Source organism: Cupriavidus sp. 8B, assembly GCF_054589115.1.
Map to the genome: position 1 here is coordinate 1 of NZ_BAAILO010000234.1, position 16098 is coordinate 16098.

The window sequence follows — 16098 nt, forward strand, 5'->3', positions numbered from 1 at the left end:
TTGTTCCATCAGGCGCTTGGCGGCGCTCTTGCTGCCCATGGCGCGGATGCTCGATGCCGGCGGGCCAATGAAGACGAGGCCGGCTTCGGCGCAGGCATCGGCGAAGCCATCGTTTTCAGAAAGGAAGCCGTAGCCCGGATGGATGGCCTGCGCACCGGTGGCTTTGGCCATTTCGATGATGTGGTCGCCGCGCAGGTAGCTGTCGCGCGCGGCGGCGCCGCCGATATGCACGGCCTCGTCGCATAGCGCCACGTGGCGCGCGTTGGCGTCGGCGTCGGAGTAGACGGCCACCGTGCGGATGCCGAGGCGGCGGCAGGTGGCTGCCACGCGGCAGGCGATTTCGCCGCGATTGGCGATCAGGATCTTGTTGAACATGACTGTTCCTAGTTTTTTCGTTCAGGCGGCGCGGCTGCGGTGGCCGCGCGGCGGGTGCGCTCGATTGGCTGGGTGCATTGGCTCAGGCAGGCCGCCAGGACGGCGAGCGCTTCTCCAGGAAGGAGCGGACGCCTTCGCGGCCTTCTTCCGACGCGCGGATCGCGGCAATGCGGTCGGCGGTATCCGCCAGCAGCGCATCGTCGATGGCCCGGCCGGACACTTCCTGCACCAGCCGCTTGCTCTCGCGCACGGCGTTGGGGCTGTTGGCTACCAGCGCGGCGGCCAGCTCGTCCACCTTGGCGTCCAGCGTGTCGCCCGGCACCACCTCATGCACAAAGCCAAGCCGCAGCGCCTCGGCCGCGCCGAAGCGCTCGGCGGTGATGAAGTAGCGGCGCGCTGCCTGCTCGCCCATGGCACGGATCACGTAGGGGCTGATGGTGGCGGGCAGCAAGCCCAGGCGTGCTTCCGACAGGCAGAAATTCACCGTCTCCGCGGCCACGGCGATGTCGCAGGCGGCAACCAGGCCCACGCCGCCCGCATAGGTGTCACCGTGGATACGTGCGATCACCGGCTTGGGACAGGCCCAGATGGTGTGCAGCATCTGCGCCAGCGTGAGCGCATCCGACCGGTTCTCGTCATGCGAGTAGCCGGCCATCTTCTTCATCCAGTTCAGGTCGGCGCCCGCGCAGAAGGCCGGGCCACTGCCCGCCAGCACGATGGCGCGCACCGTGGGCTCGCTGCCGAGCGCGCGAAAGGCGCCGGTGAGCTCGGCGATCACGGTTTCGTTGAAGGCGTTGCGCACGTCCGGCCGGTTCAGCGTGACGGTGGCCACGTGCTGCGCGGCGGTGACGGTAAGGGTGGTGAATTCCATGGTGGTGTCCTGTACGGTTCGGTCCGGTCAGATTCGGTATCGGTGGCTCTTGCGTGTGTAATTGCGCAAGCAATTACATGCGGAACACGCCGAACTTCATCTCGCCGATGGGCGCGTTCAGGCTGGCCGACAGGCCCAGGCCCAGCACCGTGCGGGTTTGCGCGGGATCGATCACGCCGTCATCCCACAGCCGCGCGCTGGCGTAGTAGGGGTGGCCCTGGTGCTCGTACTGGTCGCGGATCGGTTGCTTGAACTTGTCCTCGTCTTCCGCGCTCCAGCTACCGCCCCTGGCCTCGATGCCGTCGCGGCGCACGGTAGCCAGCACGCTGGCCGCCTGCTCCCCGCCCATCACCGAGATCCGCGCGTTCGGCCACATCCACAGGAAGCGTGGCGAGTAAGCGCGCCCGCACATGCCGTAGTTGCCCGCGCCAAACGAGCCGCCGATGATCACCGTGAACTTCGGCACCTGCGCCGTCGCCACCGCCGTCACCATCTTGGCGCCATTGCGCGCAATGCCTTCGTTCTCGTACTTGCGCCCCACCATGAAGCCGGTGATGTTCTGCAGGAACACCAGCGGGATCTTGCGCTGGCAGCACAGCTCGATAAAGTGCGCGCCCTTGAGCGCGGACTCCGAGAACAGGATGCCGTTGTTGGCGATGATGCCAACCGGATAGCCCCAGATCCGCGCAAAGCCGCACACCAGCGTGGTGCCGTAGCGCGCCTTGAACTCGTCGAAGTCCGAGTCGTCCACGATGCGCGCAATCACCTCGCGCACGTCATAGGGCTTGCGCGTGTCGGTGGGGATCACGCCGTACAGCTCCTCCACCGGATAGCGCGGGGGCAGGGGCTCGTGCAGGCGGATCTGGTCCGGCTTGCGGCGGTTCAGGTGCTGCACGATATTGCGCGCCAGCGACAGCGCATGCGCGTCGTTCTGCGCAAAGTAATCGGCCACGCCAGACAGGCGCGTGTGCACATCGGCGCCGCCCAGGTCCTCGGCGGTGACTTCCTCGCCAGTGGCCGCCTTCACCAGCGGCGGGCCGCCCAGGAAGATGGTGCCCTGGTTCTTGACGATGATCGATTCATCGCTCATGGCCGGCACATAGGCGCCGCCGGCCGTGCACGAACCCATCACCACCGCGATCTGCGGGATGCCCGCCTTGGACAGATTGGCCTGGTTATAGAAGATGCGGCCAAAGTGGTCGCGGTCCGGGAACACGTCGTCCTGGTTGGGCAGGTTGGCGCCGCCCGAGTCCACCAGGTAGATGCAGGGCAGGTTGTTCTGCTCGGCGATTTCCTGCGCGCGCAGGTGCTTGCGCACGGTGAGCGGGTAGTAGGTGCCGCCCTTGACGGTCGCGTCGTTGCAGACGATCACGCATTCCTGCCCGGCCACGCTGCCGATACCGGTGATGATGCCCGCGCCCGGCGCGGCATTGTCGTACATGTCGTAAGCCGCGAGCTGCGACAGTTCCAGGAACGGCGTGCCCGGATCCAGCAGTTGCTGCACACGCTCGCGCGGCAGCAGCTTGCCGCGCCCGAGGTGCTTGGCGCGGGCTTCCTCGCCGCCGCCTTCCGCCAGATTGGCGATCTTCGCCTTGAGGTCGGCGACCAGCGCCTGCATGGCGTCGGCATTGGCGCGGAAGGATTCCGAGCGCGCATTGAGTTTGGTTTCGAGCGTGGGCATAAGGTATCGGTCTCGGGTCTTTGTGCTTGTGGCTGGTGCTGTGAGTGCGCAGGCGTCGGCTGGATGCTCAGGCCGTTTCGGCGTAGAGCTCGCGCCCGATCAGCATGCGGCGGATTTCCGAGGTGCCGGCGCCGATCTCGTACAGCTTGGCGTCGCGCCACAGGCGGCCCACCGGGTAGTCGTTGATATAGCCGTTGCCGCCCAGGATCTGCACGGATTCGCCGGCCATCCAGGTTGCCTTCTCGGCGGTGTACAGGATCACCGCGGCGCAGTCCTTGCGCACCTGGCGCACGTGTTCGGTGCCGAGCGAGTCGAGATTCTTGCCCACCGTGTACAGGTAGCTGCGTGCCGCCTGCAGCGTGGTGTACATGTCGGCCACCTTGCCCTGGATCAGCTGGAATTCGCCGATGCTCTGGCCGAACTGCTTGCGGTCGTGGATGTACGGCGTGATCACGTCCATGCACGCCTGCATGATGCCTACCGGGCCGCCGGAGAGCACCGCGCGCTCATAGTCCAGCCCGCTCATCAGCACCTTGGCGCCCAGGTTCTCGCCGCCAAGGATGTTCTCCACCGGCACTTCCACGTCCTGGAACACCAGCTCCCCCGTGTGCGAGCCGCGCATGCCGAGCTTGTCCAGCTTCTGCGCCACCGAGAAGCCCTTCATGCCCTTCTCGACGATAAAGGCGGTCATGCCGCGCGCGCCAAGGTCCGGCTCGGTCTTGGCGTAGACCACCAGCACGTCGCAGTCCGGGCCGTTGGTGATCCACATCTTGGTGCCGTTGAGCACGTAGTGGTCGCCCTTGAAGTCCGCGCGCAGCTTCATGCTCACCACGTCGGAGCCGGCATTGGGCTCGCTCATGGCCAGCGCGCCGATCCAGTCGCCGGAGACCAGCTTGGGCAGGTATTTCGCCTTCTGCGAAGCGGTGCCGTTGCGGTGGATCTGGTTCAAGCACAGGTTGGAGTGCGCGCCGTAGGACAGGCCGACCGAGGCCGAGGCGCGGCTGATCTCTTCCATGGCGATCATGTGGGCGAGGTAGCCCATATTGGCGCCGCCGTACTCCTCTGCCACCGTGATGCCGAGCACGCCGAGGTCGCCCATCTTCTTCCAGGCATCCATAGGGAACTGGTCGGTGCGGTCGATCTCTGCCGCGCGCGGGGCCAGTTCGGCTTGCGCCCAGTTGCGCACGGATTCGCGCAGCATGTCGATATCTTCGCCGAGATGGAAATTGAGGCCTGGGAGTTCGTTCATGGGAGTGCTCGTTATCGTGTTGAGTGGGGCTGCCGGGGAGCGCAGCCCGATGTCAAATGAAAGTGGGATTGGAATCAGGCGGTCTTGGTCTCGTCCAGCCCGAGTTCCAGCGTCATGCGCTCGCGCATCACGAACTTCTGCACCTTGCCGGTAATGGTCATGGGCATCTCGTCGACAAAGCGGATATAGCGCGGAATCTTGTAGTGCGCGATCTGGTCGCGGCAGAAAGCACGGATATCGTCCTCTGTCGCCGTCTCGCCCGGCTTGAGCACGATCCATGCGCAGACTTCCTCGCCGTACTTGGGATCGGGCACGCCAAACACCTGCACCGCCTGCACCTTGGGGTGGCGGAACAGGAATTCCTCGATCTCGCGTGGGTAGACGTTCTCGCCGCCACGGATCAGCATGTCCTTCACGCGGCCGACGATATTGCAGTAGCCTTCTGCGTCGATGGTGGCGAGGTCGCCCGTATGCATCCAGCCATCGCGGATCGCCTCGCGGGTGCGCGGCTCATCGTCCCAGTAACCCTGCATCACCGAATAGCCGCGCGTGCACAACTCGCCCTTTTCGCCAACGGGCACGATCTCGCCCATGCCGTCCACCAGTTTCACTTCAAGATGCGGCTGGATCAATCCCACCGTGGTCACGCGCTTGTCGAGCGGATCGGTGGTGGAACTCTGGAAGGACACCGGGCTGGTCTCGGTCATGCCATAGGCAATCGTCACTTCCGCCATATGCATCTGCGAGATCACGCGCTTCATCGTCTCGATGGGGCAGGGCGAGCCCGCCATGATCCCGGTGCGCAGCGTGGAGAAATCGTACTTGGCAAAATCCGGATGATCCAGCTGCGCGATGAACATGGTCGGCACGCCGTGCAAGGCCGTGCAGCGCTCCTCGCTGACCGCGGCCATGGTCGCCGCCGGCTCGAACGCCTCGCCGGGGAACACCATGCAGGCGCCGGTGGACACGCAGGCCAGCACGGCCAGCACCATGCCGAAGCAGTGATAGAACGGCACCGGGATGCACAGCTTGTCCTGCTCGGAGAAGCGCATCGCCATGGCGATGAAGCGCGCGTTATTGACGATGTTCCGGTGCGTCAGCGTGGCGCCCTTGGGCGCGCCTGTGGTGCCGCTGGTGAACTGGATATTGATCGGGTCGTAGCGGTCCAGCTGCTCGCTGATCGCGTCCAGCTCGCCGGTGAGGGCATGCGTGCCATGCGCAAGCAGCGCATCGTAGTTCAGCATGCCGGGCGTGCGCGCGCCGCCCATGCGGATCACCCAGCGCAGCGCGGGCAAGCGCGCCGCCTGCAGCGCGCCCGGCTCGCAGCTTTGCAGCTCCGGCGCCAGCGTCTGCAGCATCTCCAGGTAACGCGACGTCTTGAACGACTCCGCCGCCACGATGGCTTTGCAGCCCACCTTGTTCAGCGCATATTCCAGCTCCGCCAGGCGGTAAGCCGGATTGATGTTCACCAGCACCAGCCCGAGGCGCGCGGTTGCGAACTGCGTCACCAGCCACTCCACCCGGTTCGGGGACCAGATCCCGATGCGGTCCCCGCGCTCCAGGCCCAGCAGGCGCAAGCCCCCGGCCATGGCGTCCACCACCTGCGCAAACTCCCGCCAGCTCCAGCGGATGCCCTGCTCGCGGAACACCACCGCCTCGCGATCCGGGAAACGCTCCACGGTTTCGGCAAGCAATGCCGGCACCGTCAGCTCGGACAGGGGAATATCAGTCACGCCCCGTACATGGGAGAGCCCGCCAATGGGCAAGATCGTTGGGCTAGCGGCACCCTGCATCGTCATACTCGTCTCCAAAGCGCTGTCGCAATATTGTCTGTATCCCGGTTTCTTGAGGTTTAATCAACTTTGTTGAGTGGGACTCAAGTCGGGGAATGCGCATATATTCTGGCCTTCTTCCCGTCCTGTAGCGCATCGAGACGGTGGCGTTGACTGGAAAAGTACACGCAGACTCGAAAAATTGCAACCACGAATTGAGTAAAGATCAATTACAATCCGGTGACGGGGGCGAGCGGCCCCCAAGGCGTGCCCGGGCATCCGTTTTTTGCTGCGCCGCACTATAATCGCCGGCTTCCGGCAAGCGAGGTAACACGTCGATGGACGACATCATGGTGCGGCGCCGCGTCCCCGCGAGCGCCAAGGCGGAGCAACGCATCCGCGACATCCTGCGCGTGGCCCGCGAAGTCTTTGCCGAGATGGGCTACGAGCGCGCCACCACCACCGAGATCGCCCAGCGCCTGGGCATCTCCGAAGCCACGGTGTTTACCTACTTCCACGGCAAGCGCGAGTTATGCGTGCGGGTGATCGAGGACTGGTACGACGAAATCATCGCGGCGGTGGAAGACGGCATGCCGCGCGACCAGAGCACCAAGGCGCAGCTCGAGTTCTTCGTGCACACGCACCTGCGGCTGTTCCTGATCCAGGGCACCGGGTTATGTGCGCTGGTGCTCTCCGAAGGCCGCGCCAGGGGGCCGGGGCTGGGCGAAGTGTTCGTGCCGCTGCAACGGCGGTACACCGCGCCGCTGATGGATATGCTGGCGCGCGCGCGGGAAAGCGGGGAGATCCGGGCCGACCTGCCGCTGAGCTTGCTGCGCTCGGCTATCTTCGGGCCGATGGAACACATTCTTTGGGACGCAATCGCCAGGCAACGGCCGGTGGATATCGAGCGGACCGCCAAGGATATCGTGGCGCTGCTCTGGCCGGCGTTGCTGCCTCCTGACCTGGAGGTGGCAGCGCTGCGGGAGTTTTACGGAGAAGTGGGGGCGGCTTTGCGGCGGGTGGAGGGGGGCGCGAAATAGGGCTCCCGGTAGCTCCCGGTAGTGCTGCGGCGTTGGCGAGATCAGGTGGCCGTGCCCGCCCGACGGCCTCCATGTCGAGCGAGGATTGCGCAATCAACTCGCGCGCGACTAAGCCGTGCGCTGCGCCCGCGACAGGCCGGATGCGGACCAGAGTGGGACATTCCCGGACATTCTAGCGGGGCGCTGTCCGGCTAAGCGTTGCGCGTTGAGCGGCAGCATCGAGGTGTCCGCCCAGGGAGCAGTTCGGGAACCGCCAACCCCTGTGTGTGGCGCGGCCCAACAGCACTGACGGCGTGGCTTCCTTCCGAAGCACATTCGGGCGCTTTTTCGCCCTTCCGGCGCCGGCATGGGAAATGCGTAAAGGGGTATAAGCGCCGGCTTTGAGACTGGCGCCCGGGTTTCCCCATTCGCCGGATCATCGGTTCGGCGTCCGCTGCTTCGTTGAAGTCAAGGTTAGCCATGCAAAATCTGTCCATTCTGGCAATCTGCCTGCTTGTTGTCCTGGCCTGCATGACCGCGTTCATCTGCCTTTCAGGTGCATTCACGCTGCGCGACACCGAGTACGGGAGCGGCACGGCGGTGTTTTGCTTTATCGAGGGGTACGTTTGTTGAGGCCAGCTTCGTCACTGTCGACCGGACCGACCGGACCGGTGAAACCGGTGGAATAATTCGGCCGCCAGAAGCGTTTACCGTGATGGCAGGGTGCGTAGCGCATGCACGTGCTTGAGCTATGCTGGAAGGGTTCCTGGCCCGGGAACACAACCCGCGCTGACGATGGAGAATGGTCATGCAATATCGCTTAGCCAGGTGGATATGGACTACCGCCGCTGCGGTCGCGTTGTGCGCCTGCGCATCCCTGCAGCCGGTCGAGACCGCGCAAAAAATGATCGGCGGCCCGGAGAGCGCCGTGCGTGACACCTTTGGCAAGCCCACGGAGACCTACCAGCTCGCCGGCGGCACCAGCCGCTGGATCTACTCGAAGCAGCCGCTCGGCTTCGCCGTCTACGCGGCGGATTTCGATGCCAGCGGAAACCTCACCGGGTTCCGCCAGATGTTGACCGAAAAAGAGATCTATGAGGCGCGTCCAGGGACGTGGACCAAACAGGACGTGGCCCAACGTTTCGGGCTACCTCGCGAACCGGTCGAGTACTACCCGCTGATGAAGCGCGAGGCATGGTCGTACCGGATGTATATCGGCGCCTACCAGCCGGCCCACTTCAGCGCCTACTTTGACGATCGCGGGGTGCTGGATCGCACGATGATCATTGTCGATCCGCTTGGGGGCGACAGCCACACCAGCAGCAAGTGATTGCTGCCCGCCAAGGGACCCATCCCCTGCTGGCGTTGAATCGCCGCTCCTGTCCACTCGGATCGTCGGGGCGGGGTGACGGCGGCTATCGACCGCCGCTGGGCTCGCCTCCCAGCCGCGCCTCGATCCCTCCCATCAACCGCTCGACCCAAATCCGCAGCAGCCCATTGGACGGCGCTATCAACGCCGAATACCCCACAATCCGATACACCTCACCCCGCCGTATCTTGGGCACCTTCGCCGGATCCAGCCAATCGTCATTGTTGACCAACAGCAGCAGGGTCTCCAATCCGATAAGCACCGGCCACAAACAGGCCAGCCGCAATCGCACAGAGAACGCCGGAATGGCAAACGTGTAGTCAACCGCCTCGCGAAAATGCGCCAGCGTCTTGCGGATCAACTCGAACAAGAGCGGCTTCGCACGCGCGGAATTGCTCGGCACCAACAGGTCCTGCGGCGTCAGTCCATGCCGATCCAGCATCTGCCCAGGCAGGTAGCAGCGGCCGATACGCAGATCCTTGGCGCAGTCCCGCAGCACATTGGTCATTTGCAACGCCTTGCCAAAACGAACCCCTCGCAGCAGCATCGCCTCTGAATCCCCTTTGAGGGTTCCGGGCATATGTGCGTAGGTCATCTTGGTCCAGAACTCGCCCACGCATCCCGCGACCAGGTAGGTGTAGCGGTCCAGCTCCTGCCATTCGCGCAGCACGCCAATCTGCCCGGAGTTTTCATCAGGGAAGGTGCGCAGATCAAATTCCATGCCGGTCGTCAGGGTCGACACGATATCGCGTACCGCCGTGCGGTCGGCCTGGCTCAATTGAGACAGCACAGTGAGCGCCGGCCCCAACGATTCAAGCAGGACCTTCTCGTCCGATAGCGCTTGTTGCCCGGCAACCTCGGCCGCCAGGCGCGGCATGAGCGTGCCGTCGTCGGTGGCGCCGTTGACCTGGTCGCGCAGCGCCAGCAGCAGATCCAGCCGTTGCTGCGGCGGAATCAGCGAGGTGTCTGCAATGGTGTCGGCGGCGCGGGCCAGCAGATACGCCAGGCCGATCGGATCGCGCATGCCGGCGGGCAGCACGCGCAGGGTGAGGTAGAAAGAGCGTGAAACGCCTTTGAGCAGCGGGCCCAGAAGGAAGGCCCGGGTAGGGTTAGGCATGAATGGGGTCAGATCGGTATTGGACGTCTTGGACAGGTCAGGCGCTGCCGAATTGTATCCGGCAAGGATGTCGCGGGACAGCAACTCCGGGCCTGAGCCGACTCCGGCGCACGTCAGGGAAGCTGGTGGCCGAACAGAATCGCCTGGATGAAGCCTCCGCATCGTGGCGCAAGGGCTCCGTTTGTTAGCGTGCCATTAGTGGCGAATAATGCACTAATTCAAATCGACATATGCTGGCATATGTGTGGCACGCCGATCGGTGAGACCGATGCTGCCATCGCGGGACATGCAATCTCCGCTGGCGCTCTGCTGGTGACCAACAACGTGCGCGAATTCAAACGTGTGCCTGACCTTCTCTTCGAAGACTGGGCAAGACCTGCCGTCGAGTAGGCTCGCGATTCTCCGCCGACGAACTCGTTGGCAGGCCAGGAGGAAGAGGCCTGGATTGAACACTGTCGTCGCGCGCACAGATCGCGCTATATGGCCAGGCTCAAGCCAGCGCCGGCAGCGTCGCTTGCATCGAAGCCCGCTGGTTGAACCCATCGAACCATGCCCCCAGCACCGGCACGCTATCCCGCCACCGCATCTCCTCAAAGCGGAAATCCAGGTAGCCCAGCGCGCAAGCCACCGCAATCTGCCCGATAGAGAGGGGCGCTGCTTGCAACGCCGCAACCTCGGTCTGCAGGCGGCCCAGCGTAGCGCTCGCCTTGCTGCCCCAGGCGCGCATGACTTCGCCCGACTGCTTTGCCGGGGGCCGGTTGCGTTCGTTGCGCCACAGCACCAGCAGATCGGTCAGGCCATGCCCCAGTGCATGCCAGCGCATGGATTGCAGGCGCGCGGTGCGCGCTTGCGGGAACAGCGACGGCACCGCAGCCACGCTGTCCAGGTATTCGCAGATCAGCACCGTATCGAACAGCGCCGCGCCGTCCTCGGTGATCAGAGTGGGGATCTTGTTGAGCGGGTTGATCTGCATCAGCCCGGCGTGGCAGCCGGTCATGGCGACCACGGTGTCGATGCAGTGGAGGTCTTGCGCCAGCCCGAGTTCATGGGCTGCCACCATGACGCGGCGTACAAAGGGCGAACGGGGCGAGCAGAACAGGTTGAGGCGGCCGGGCAGGGGCGAGGGCGCCGGGGTGTCGGAGGGCATCATCTTATTCTCCATGGATGTTCTGGTCCTTGATGACGCGGGCCCATTTCGCGGAATCGGTGCGGATGATGCCGGCGAAGTCCGCGGCGCTGCCCACGGCGGGCACCAGGCCGAGCTGGTCGAGGCTCTTGCGCACTTCGGGCGTGGCCAGCGTGCGGCGCAGCGCTTCGTTGACGCGGGTGACCACGGCGCTCGGGGTGCCGGCCGGGGCCATCATGCCGTACCAGTTGCTGGCTTCGACATTCCTGATGCCGAGCTCCGTCAGCGTGGGCACGTCGGGCAGGAAGGACAGGCGCTTGGGCGCGGCTACGCCGATGGGCTTGAGGCGCTTGCTGGTGATAAAGGGCATCAGGCCGGAGGCGTCGCCGAAGAAGGCGTCCACCTGCCCGCCGAGGGTGTCGGTGATGGCTGGCGCGGCGCCTTTGTAGGCCACGTGCAGGAAGTTGACGCTGGTGGCGGCCTTGAACAGCTCGATGGCCATGTGCGGCATGCTGCCGACGCCGGTGGAGGCAAGGCTTGGCGGCTTACCGGCCCGCTGCGCTTGCTTGACGAAGGCCGCCGCGGTGGCGGCGGGCGCATCGGGCTTGACCACCAGCACCTCCGGCGTGTTCACCACCATGGAGATGGGCGCGAGATCCTTCTGCGGGTTGTAGGGCAGGTTGGCGTACAGCGCCGGGTTGATGACGATGGCGCCGGCGCTGGTGAGGAACAGGACCGAGCCATCCGCTGGCGATTTGGCGACAAAGCCGGCGGCGATGGCGCCATTGGCCCCGGGGCGGTTGTCGATCACCACGGTCTGCTTGAGCTCGGTCTCGAGCTGGCGCGAGATCGCGCGGGCGAGCGAGTCGGCCGGGCCGCCGGCGGGAAACGCCACCACCAGCCGGGTGATGGGGGCCGCCTGGGCGGCGCCGGGCATGGCAAGCAGCGGTGCAAACAGGCAGGCGAGCAGCGCCGTGGCAAAGGTGCCGCGGGGCGAGGCGCTAAAGGGCATGGGTGGTCTCCGGTTTCGGTGTTTTGTGGTCAACGTGCGGCGCGGCACGCTTAGCCGCCCAGCACGCCTTGCGTGTTGACGTAAAGCGAATAGATCGACGTGCACGAGGCCATGAAGAGCCGGTTGCGATGGCGCCCGCCAAAGCAGAGGTTGGCGCAGCGTTCGGGCAACGAGATATGGCCGATCGGCTCACCCTGGGGCGAGAACACGCGCACGCCGTCCAGCTCCGGCGCTCCCATGCCCCAGCCGCACCAGAGATTGCCGTCTACATCCACGCGGAACCCATCCGGCGTGCCGGGGCCGGCGTCCACCAGCACGCGGCTGGCGCCCAGGCCGGTGCCGCTGGCATCGACCTCGATCGCGCGAATGCGGCGCGGACGTGCGCGCGACTCGATCACGTACAGGGTGCGTTCGTCGGGCGAGAAGGCCAGGCCGTTGGGTCCGCTGATGTCGTCGGCCACCACGGCGGCTTTGCCGGTGGCAGGGTCCAGCCGGTAGACCCGCTCGGGCAATTCCTGCTCGGCGTGCTCGCCCTGGTAGTAGCCGGCAATGCCGAAGGGCGGGTCGGTGAACCAGATCGAGCCATCGGATTTCACCACCAGGTCATTGGGGGAGTTCAGGCGCTTGCCATCGAAGCTGTCCATCAGCACGGTGATGCTGCCGTCGTACTCGGTGCGCGTGATGCGCCGGCCGCCGTGCTCGCAGGTCACCAGGCGGCCCTGTCGGTCGCGGGTATTGCCGTTGGCGTTGCTGGACGGGGCGCGGAATTCACTGACCGCACCCGTTTCTTCTTCCCATTTGAGGATGCGGTTGTTGGGAATGTCGCTCCACAGCAGGTAGCGGCCGTCGCCGAACCAGACCGGGCCTTCGGCCCAGCGGCTGCCGCTGGCGATGCGCTCCACCGCGGCCAGCACCAGGTGGTACTTCTCGAAGGCGGGGCTGAGCACCTGGACGGCGGGGTCCGGGTAGCGGCACAGCGGCATCGGCGTATTCACGTTGTTGTGCATGATGTCTCCAGTTTCAGGCTTGCTTTTGGCTTGCTTGCGGCGTGTTATGCGTACAGGCGCGCCGGGTTGCGCACCAGCACCGAGGCGGCGGTGTCGGCGTCGCCGCACACAGCGCGTACCCAAGCGAGCAACTGCGCCTCGTCCGGGCGGGGGTAGGCAATGTTCGGATGGGGCCAGTCGCTGCCCCAGATGGCGCGGCCCGGCGCGATGTCCAGCATCCTGCGCGCTACCACCGCCGCGGCGTCGGACGGTGCGCCGCCGGTGATGCGGTCTCCGCCGGAGAGCTTGATCCACACGTTGGGCAAGGCAAGGAACCGCTCGAATGCCGCGAAGGCGGGATAGTCCACGCCATCCGCTGCCTTGACGCGGGCCATGTGGTCGATCACCAGCGTCACGCCATGCGGAGCAAGGGTCTCCAGCGCGCCGTTCACGTCCTTCAATTCGCCGTGCAGCAGCGCATGCCAGCCGTAGGGGCGGATGCGATCCAGGATAGCCAGCATGCGGCCGGGATCGATGCGCCCGCCCAGGTGAGACATCAGGCCGAGCCGGATGCCCCGCACGCCACGCGCATGCATGTCCGCCAGGCGGGCTTCCTCGATCTGCGGATCGATCAGCGCCACGCCGCGATAGGTGCCGGCGCTGCTATCCAGCGCCGTCAGCAGGGCACTGTGGTCGTCGCCGTAGCAGGCGCCTTGCACCAGCACGCCATGGGCGACGCCGAGGCCGGCGTGCAACGCGTGCAGCTCGGAGAACGGTGCCGGGGGCGGGCTGTAGATGGCGTGCGCCGGCAACGGGTGCTGCGCATAGGGGCCGAAGATATGCGTGTGGCAGTCCCAGATGCCGCCGGATGCGGCACCAGCGGCATGAGTGACACCAGTGGCAACAACGTCTTGATCGGTCATGGTGTGTCTGGTGTCCTTTGGAAGATCAGTCGGAGCTGGCGCCGGTTTCCTTGACCACGCGCGTCCACCGGGCGTACTCGGCCTTGATCAGTTCGCCGTACCTGGCGGGGCTGCCGCCGGTGGGCTCGGCGCCTTGCGCCTGCAGCGCGGCGACGGTCTCCGGGTCCTTGAGCACGGCGGCAATGTCGCGGTTCAGGTGGCTGACAATGTCGGCAGGCAGGCCGCGCGGCGCCACGATCCCTTGCCAGGTACCGGAGTCGAAGCCTGGCGTGATGGTCTCGGCCAGCGTCGGCGTATCCGGCAGCACGGAAACGCGGCGGCTGGTGGTGGCCGCGATGGCGCGCAGCTTGCCGTCCTTGATAAAGGGCATGACGGCGTTCAGGCTGCCGGACATCATGAAGTCGAGCCGGCCGGAGAGCAGGTCCGGCAGGGCGGCGGCGTTGCCCTTGTACGGAATGTGGTTGAACTCGGTGCCAGTCTTGGCGGCAAACAGCACGCTGGTCAGGTGGTCGATGGTGCCGTTGCCGGATGAGCCGAAATTGAGCTTGCCCGGCTTGGACTTGAGCAGGTTGAGGAATTCCTGCGGCGTCTTCACCGGCGTCGACGCATTGACGATTACCACCAGCGGCACCGTGGCGACATACGCCACCGGCGTGAAGATCTCGCCCGGGTTCAGGGCCGGCTTGTGAAACAGCGCGGGCGAGATGGCGATGGACGAGCTGTTGTAGAGCAGCGTGTAGCCGTCCGCAGGCGCTTTTGCGACCTGCTCGGCGGCGATATTGCCGCCGGCGCCGGGCCGGTTCTCCACCACCACCTGCTGGCCAAGCCGGTCCCCCAGCTTGCGCGCGATCACGCGCGCGATGATGTCGGTGGGCCCGCCGGGCGAGAACGCGACCAGCATGCGCAGGGGTTTGTCGGGGTAGCTACTTGCCTGCGCGGTGCCGGCGATGAGTGCGGTGCCTGGCACGGCTGTGGCCAGCATGGCTTGCAACAGCGTGCGCCGTTGCATGATTGGCGCTCTGGCAGCCATGACGATTGATTTGCGCGATGCCATCGTGAAACAGTCTCCTGTGGTGTTCTTATCGGTGATGACTTGCGGCGAACGCCGCCGCCTGGTCCTAGTCGCAGCGCACGCTCATGCCGCCATCGACCACGATCTCCGTGCCGGTGATGAAGCGCGCCTCGTCGGACGCCAGGAACAGCGCCGCATTGGCGGTGTCGCGGCCATCGCCCATGAAACCCAGGGGGATGCGCGCCACACGCTGTGCCAGCAGCGCTTCGACGTCACCCCCGGCGCGCTGGCCGGCCAGGCGGGCCTCCACCATGGGCGTATGCATCTGCCCGGGGATGACCGTATTGACGCGCACCTTCTTCTTGGCATATTCCACCGCCACCACGCGCGAGAACTGGATGACGGCCGCTTTCGCCGATGCATAGCCCACCTGCGCCGCGCCCGTCCAGCGGATGCCGGAGGTGGAGGCGGTGTTGACGATGGCGCCGCCGCCCTGGTTCTCCATCAGCGGCAGCACGTGCTTGCAAGCCAGGTAGACGCTCTTGAGGTTGAAATCCAGTTGCTTGTCCCAGTCCGCCTCGCTCAGGTCCACCGGGCCGCCGCGCGCCGAGCCACCCACGTTGTTGACGAGGATGTCCACGCGCCCGAAGCGCGCCACGCAGGCCTTGACCATGGCCTCTACCTCGGCGGCGCTGGTCATGTCGCAGGTGTAGGGCTCAACCTCGCCTTGTACCGCGCGGACCCGGGCCAGGGTTTCTTCCATGGCGTGGGCGCTCTTGTCCACGGCGAACACCTTGGCGCCTTCCTCGGCAAAGCGTACCGCTACCGCGCGGCCATTGCCCCAGCCGGGGCCGACGCAGCCCGCGCCGGTGACGATGACGACTTTTCCTTGCAGTCTTTGCGACATGATCTGACGTTCCTTGTGTGGCGATTGTTCGTGTGGGGGGCGGTGGATGCAGGCAGCGCTCAGGCGCCGAGTTCCGGCGGGGTGCCCTCGGGCGGCATGACCTCGAAGGCGTTGATCGTCATGGAGATCAAGGTGTAGTAGCCGGCCAGGCCGACCAGGTCGATCACGCTGTCCTGGCCCAGTAAGCTCACGGCTTGCTGGTAGAGCGGGGCGGGGATCTTGCGTTCCTGGTTGAGGGCGCGCATCACGGCGTAGACCACGGCCTCGTCGTCGTGCGCGAACTGCGGCGCCTGGCCTGTGCGGATGGCTTCCACCACCTCGGCGGTGATTCCGGCCTTGAGTGCCAGTGGCTTGTGGGCCCACCATTCGAACTCCGCGCCCCAGAACTCGCCCATGACCAGGATGGCGAGCTCGGACAGGCGCGTGGGCAGCGACGAGTCATAGCGGCAGTACTGGCCCAGTGCCTGCGCGGTGGCGGCCAGCTTGGGGCGATGCAGCCAGACCGCCAGCGGGCCGCGTACCTGACCGCGCGGGCCGGCCACAATGGTGTCGTGCACGGCGCGCTGCTCGGGCGTCATGTCGGCGGGGGCTAGAGGGGCAAGTCTTGTCATGGTGGCGCTCGTTGGGAGGTACGTGGACCGTCGTGTACGCACGTACGGACGACGAGCTGCCGGGCAGG

16 protein-coding genes are annotated in these 16098 nt (G+C 65.7%); 3 read left to right on the forward strand and 13 right to left on the reverse strand.

Features of this window, described 5'->3' with window-relative positions; genetic code table 11:
- From ACYP5B_RS22225 to ACYP5B_RS22245, 5 genes are all read right to left on the reverse strand, one after another.
- Window positions 1–375: biotin carboxylase N-terminal domain-containing protein (locus ACYP5B_RS22225; RefSeq protein WP_459571118.1), on the reverse strand; the 375-nt coding region annotated here is incomplete at its 3' end.
- Between the two features lie 82 nt (window positions 376–457).
- A complete protein-coding gene (locus tag ACYP5B_RS22230; RefSeq protein ID WP_318234089.1) occupies window positions 458–1246 on the reverse strand; it encodes an enoyl-CoA hydratase/isomerase family protein in 789 nt (262 codons plus the stop codon).
- Window positions 1247–1319: 73 nt separating this feature from the next.
- Window positions 1320–2927, reverse strand: coding sequence for a carboxyl transferase domain-containing protein (locus tag ACYP5B_RS22235; protein WP_318234090.1), 1608 nt, complete (start codon window positions 2925–2927; stop codon window positions 1320–1322).
- 67 nt (window positions 2928–2994) lie between these two features.
- Entirely contained in the window at window positions 2995–4176 is a 1182-nt protein-coding gene (locus ACYP5B_RS22240) for an isovaleryl-CoA dehydrogenase (RefSeq protein ID WP_459571119.1), read from the reverse strand.
- Between the two features lie 74 nt (window positions 4177–4250).
- Window positions 4251–5975, reverse strand: coding sequence for an AMP-binding protein (locus tag ACYP5B_RS22245; RefSeq protein WP_459571120.1), 1725 nt, complete (start codon window positions 5973–5975; stop codon window positions 4251–4253).
- A gap of 311 nt (window positions 5976–6286) precedes the next feature.
- On the opposite strand from ACYP5B_RS22245, the gene ACYP5B_RS22250 reads away from it, so the two are divergent.
- The 3 genes from ACYP5B_RS22250 (at window position 6287) to ACYP5B_RS22260 (ending at window position 8297) form a co-directional block, all read left to right on the forward strand.
- Window positions 6287–6988, forward strand: a complete 702-nt coding sequence (locus tag ACYP5B_RS22250) for a TetR/AcrR family transcriptional regulator (protein ID WP_459571121.1) — start codon at window positions 6287–6289, stop codon at window positions 6986–6988.
- A 459-nt stretch (window positions 6989–7447) separates the two neighbouring features.
- Window positions 7448–7600 (forward strand): hypothetical protein, encoded by a 153-nt coding sequence (locus ACYP5B_RS22255; protein WP_318234094.1) that lies wholly within the window; start codon window positions 7448–7450, stop codon window positions 7598–7600.
- 175 nt (window positions 7601–7775) lie between these two features.
- Window positions 7776–8297: a hypothetical protein gene (locus ACYP5B_RS22260; RefSeq protein ID WP_459571122.1), complete on the forward strand. Its 522-nt coding sequence runs from the start codon at window positions 7776–7778 to the stop codon at window positions 8295–8297.
- Between the two features lie 85 nt (window positions 8298–8382).
- On the opposite strand, the gene ACYP5B_RS22265 is transcribed toward ACYP5B_RS22260, so the two are convergent.
- The 8 genes from ACYP5B_RS22265 to ACYP5B_RS22300 all read right to left on the reverse strand — a co-directional run bounded on the left by ACYP5B_RS22265 (window position 8383) and on the right by ACYP5B_RS22300 (window position 16030).
- Window positions 8383–9453: a phytoene/squalene synthase family protein gene (locus ACYP5B_RS22265; protein ID WP_459571146.1), complete on the reverse strand. Its 1071-nt coding sequence runs from the start codon at window positions 9451–9453 to the stop codon at window positions 8383–8385.
- A 490-nt stretch (window positions 9454–9943) separates the two neighbouring features.
- Complete coding sequence (locus tag ACYP5B_RS22270; protein ID WP_459571123.1) at window positions 9944–10603, reverse strand: glutathione S-transferase family protein; 660 nt, start codon at window positions 10601–10603, stop codon at window positions 9944–9946.
- 1 nt (window position 10604) lies between these two features.
- Window positions 10605–11591, reverse strand: a complete 987-nt coding sequence (locus tag ACYP5B_RS22275) for a Bug family tripartite tricarboxylate transporter substrate binding protein (RefSeq protein ID WP_459571124.1) — start codon at window positions 11589–11591, stop codon at window positions 10605–10607.
- Between the two features lie 50 nt (window positions 11592–11641).
- Window positions 11642–12598, reverse strand: coding sequence for an SMP-30/gluconolactonase/LRE family protein (locus ACYP5B_RS22280; RefSeq protein ID WP_459571125.1), 957 nt, complete (start codon window positions 12596–12598; stop codon window positions 11642–11644).
- Between the two features lie 44 nt (window positions 12599–12642).
- Entirely contained in the window at window positions 12643–13500 is an 858-nt protein-coding gene (locus ACYP5B_RS22285) for an amidohydrolase family protein (protein ID WP_459571126.1), read from the reverse strand.
- Between the two features lie 25 nt (window positions 13501–13525).
- Complete coding sequence (locus ACYP5B_RS22290; RefSeq protein ID WP_459571127.1) at window positions 13526–14509, reverse strand: Bug family tripartite tricarboxylate transporter substrate binding protein; 984 nt, start codon at window positions 14507–14509, stop codon at window positions 13526–13528.
- Between the two features lie 109 nt (window positions 14510–14618).
- Window positions 14619–15419, reverse strand: coding sequence for an SDR family NAD(P)-dependent oxidoreductase (locus tag ACYP5B_RS22295; protein ID WP_400096081.1), 801 nt, complete (start codon window positions 15417–15419; stop codon window positions 14619–14621).
- A gap of 59 nt (window positions 15420–15478) precedes the next feature.
- Complete coding sequence (locus tag ACYP5B_RS22300; protein ID WP_459571128.1) at window positions 15479–16030, reverse strand: carboxymuconolactone decarboxylase family protein; 552 nt, start codon at window positions 16028–16030, stop codon at window positions 15479–15481.
- Between the last annotated feature and the right edge of the window lie 68 nt (window positions 16031–16098).

Excerpts from the sequence above, each read along its gene's own strand:
- ACYP5B_RS22250 (WP_459571121.1), top strand. The coding sequence starts at position 6,287 with ATGGACGACATCATGGTGCGGCGCCGCGTCCCCGCGAGCGCCAAGGCG.
- ACYP5B_RS22270 (WP_459571123.1), bottom strand. The coding sequence starts at position 10,603 with ATGATGCCCTCCGACACCCCGGCGCCCTCGCCCCTGCCCGGCCGCCTC.
- ACYP5B_RS22230 (WP_318234089.1), bottom strand. The coding sequence starts at position 1,246 with ATGGAATTCACCACCCTTACCGTCACCGCCGCGCAGCACGTGGCCACC.
- ACYP5B_RS22265 (WP_459571146.1), bottom strand. The coding sequence starts at position 9,453 with ATGCCTAACCCTACCCGGGCCTTCCTTCTGGGCCCGCTGCTCAAAGGC.
- ACYP5B_RS22290 (WP_459571127.1), bottom strand. The coding sequence starts at position 14,509 with ATGCAACGGCGCACGCTGTTGCAAGCCATGCTGGCCACAGCCGTGCCA.
- ACYP5B_RS22245 (WP_459571120.1), bottom strand. The coding sequence starts at position 5,975 with ATGACGATGCAGGGTGCCGCTAGCCCAACGATCTTGCCCATTGGCGGG.
- ACYP5B_RS22295 (WP_400096081.1), bottom strand. The coding sequence starts at position 15,419 with ATGTCGCAAAGACTGCAAGGAAAAGTCGTCATCGTCACCGGCGCGGGC.
- ACYP5B_RS22255 (WP_318234094.1), top strand. The coding sequence starts at position 7,448 with ATGCAAAATCTGTCCATTCTGGCAATCTGCCTGCTTGTTGTCCTGGCC.
- ACYP5B_RS22280 (WP_459571125.1), bottom strand. The coding sequence starts at position 12,598 with ATGCACAACAACGTGAATACGCCGATGCCGCTGTGCCGCTACCCGGAC.
- ACYP5B_RS22275 (WP_459571124.1), bottom strand. The coding sequence starts at position 11,591 with ATGCCCTTTAGCGCCTCGCCCCGCGGCACCTTTGCCACGGCGCTGCTC.
- ACYP5B_RS22235 (WP_318234090.1), bottom strand. The coding sequence starts at position 2,927 with ATGCCCACGCTCGAAACCAAACTCAATGCGCGCTCGGAATCCTTCCGC.
- ACYP5B_RS22260 (WP_459571122.1), top strand. The coding sequence starts at position 7,776 with ATGCAATATCGCTTAGCCAGGTGGATATGGACTACCGCCGCTGCGGTC.
- ACYP5B_RS22300 (WP_459571128.1), bottom strand. The coding sequence starts at position 16,030 with ATGACAAGACTTGCCCCTCTAGCCCCCGCCGACATGACGCCCGAGCAG.
- ACYP5B_RS22285 (WP_459571126.1), bottom strand. The coding sequence starts at position 13,500 with ATGACCGATCAAGACGTTGTTGCCACTGGTGTCACTCATGCCGCTGGT.
- ACYP5B_RS22240 (WP_459571119.1), bottom strand. The coding sequence starts at position 4,176 with ATGAACGAACTCCCAGGCCTCAATTTCCATCTCGGCGAAGATATCGAC.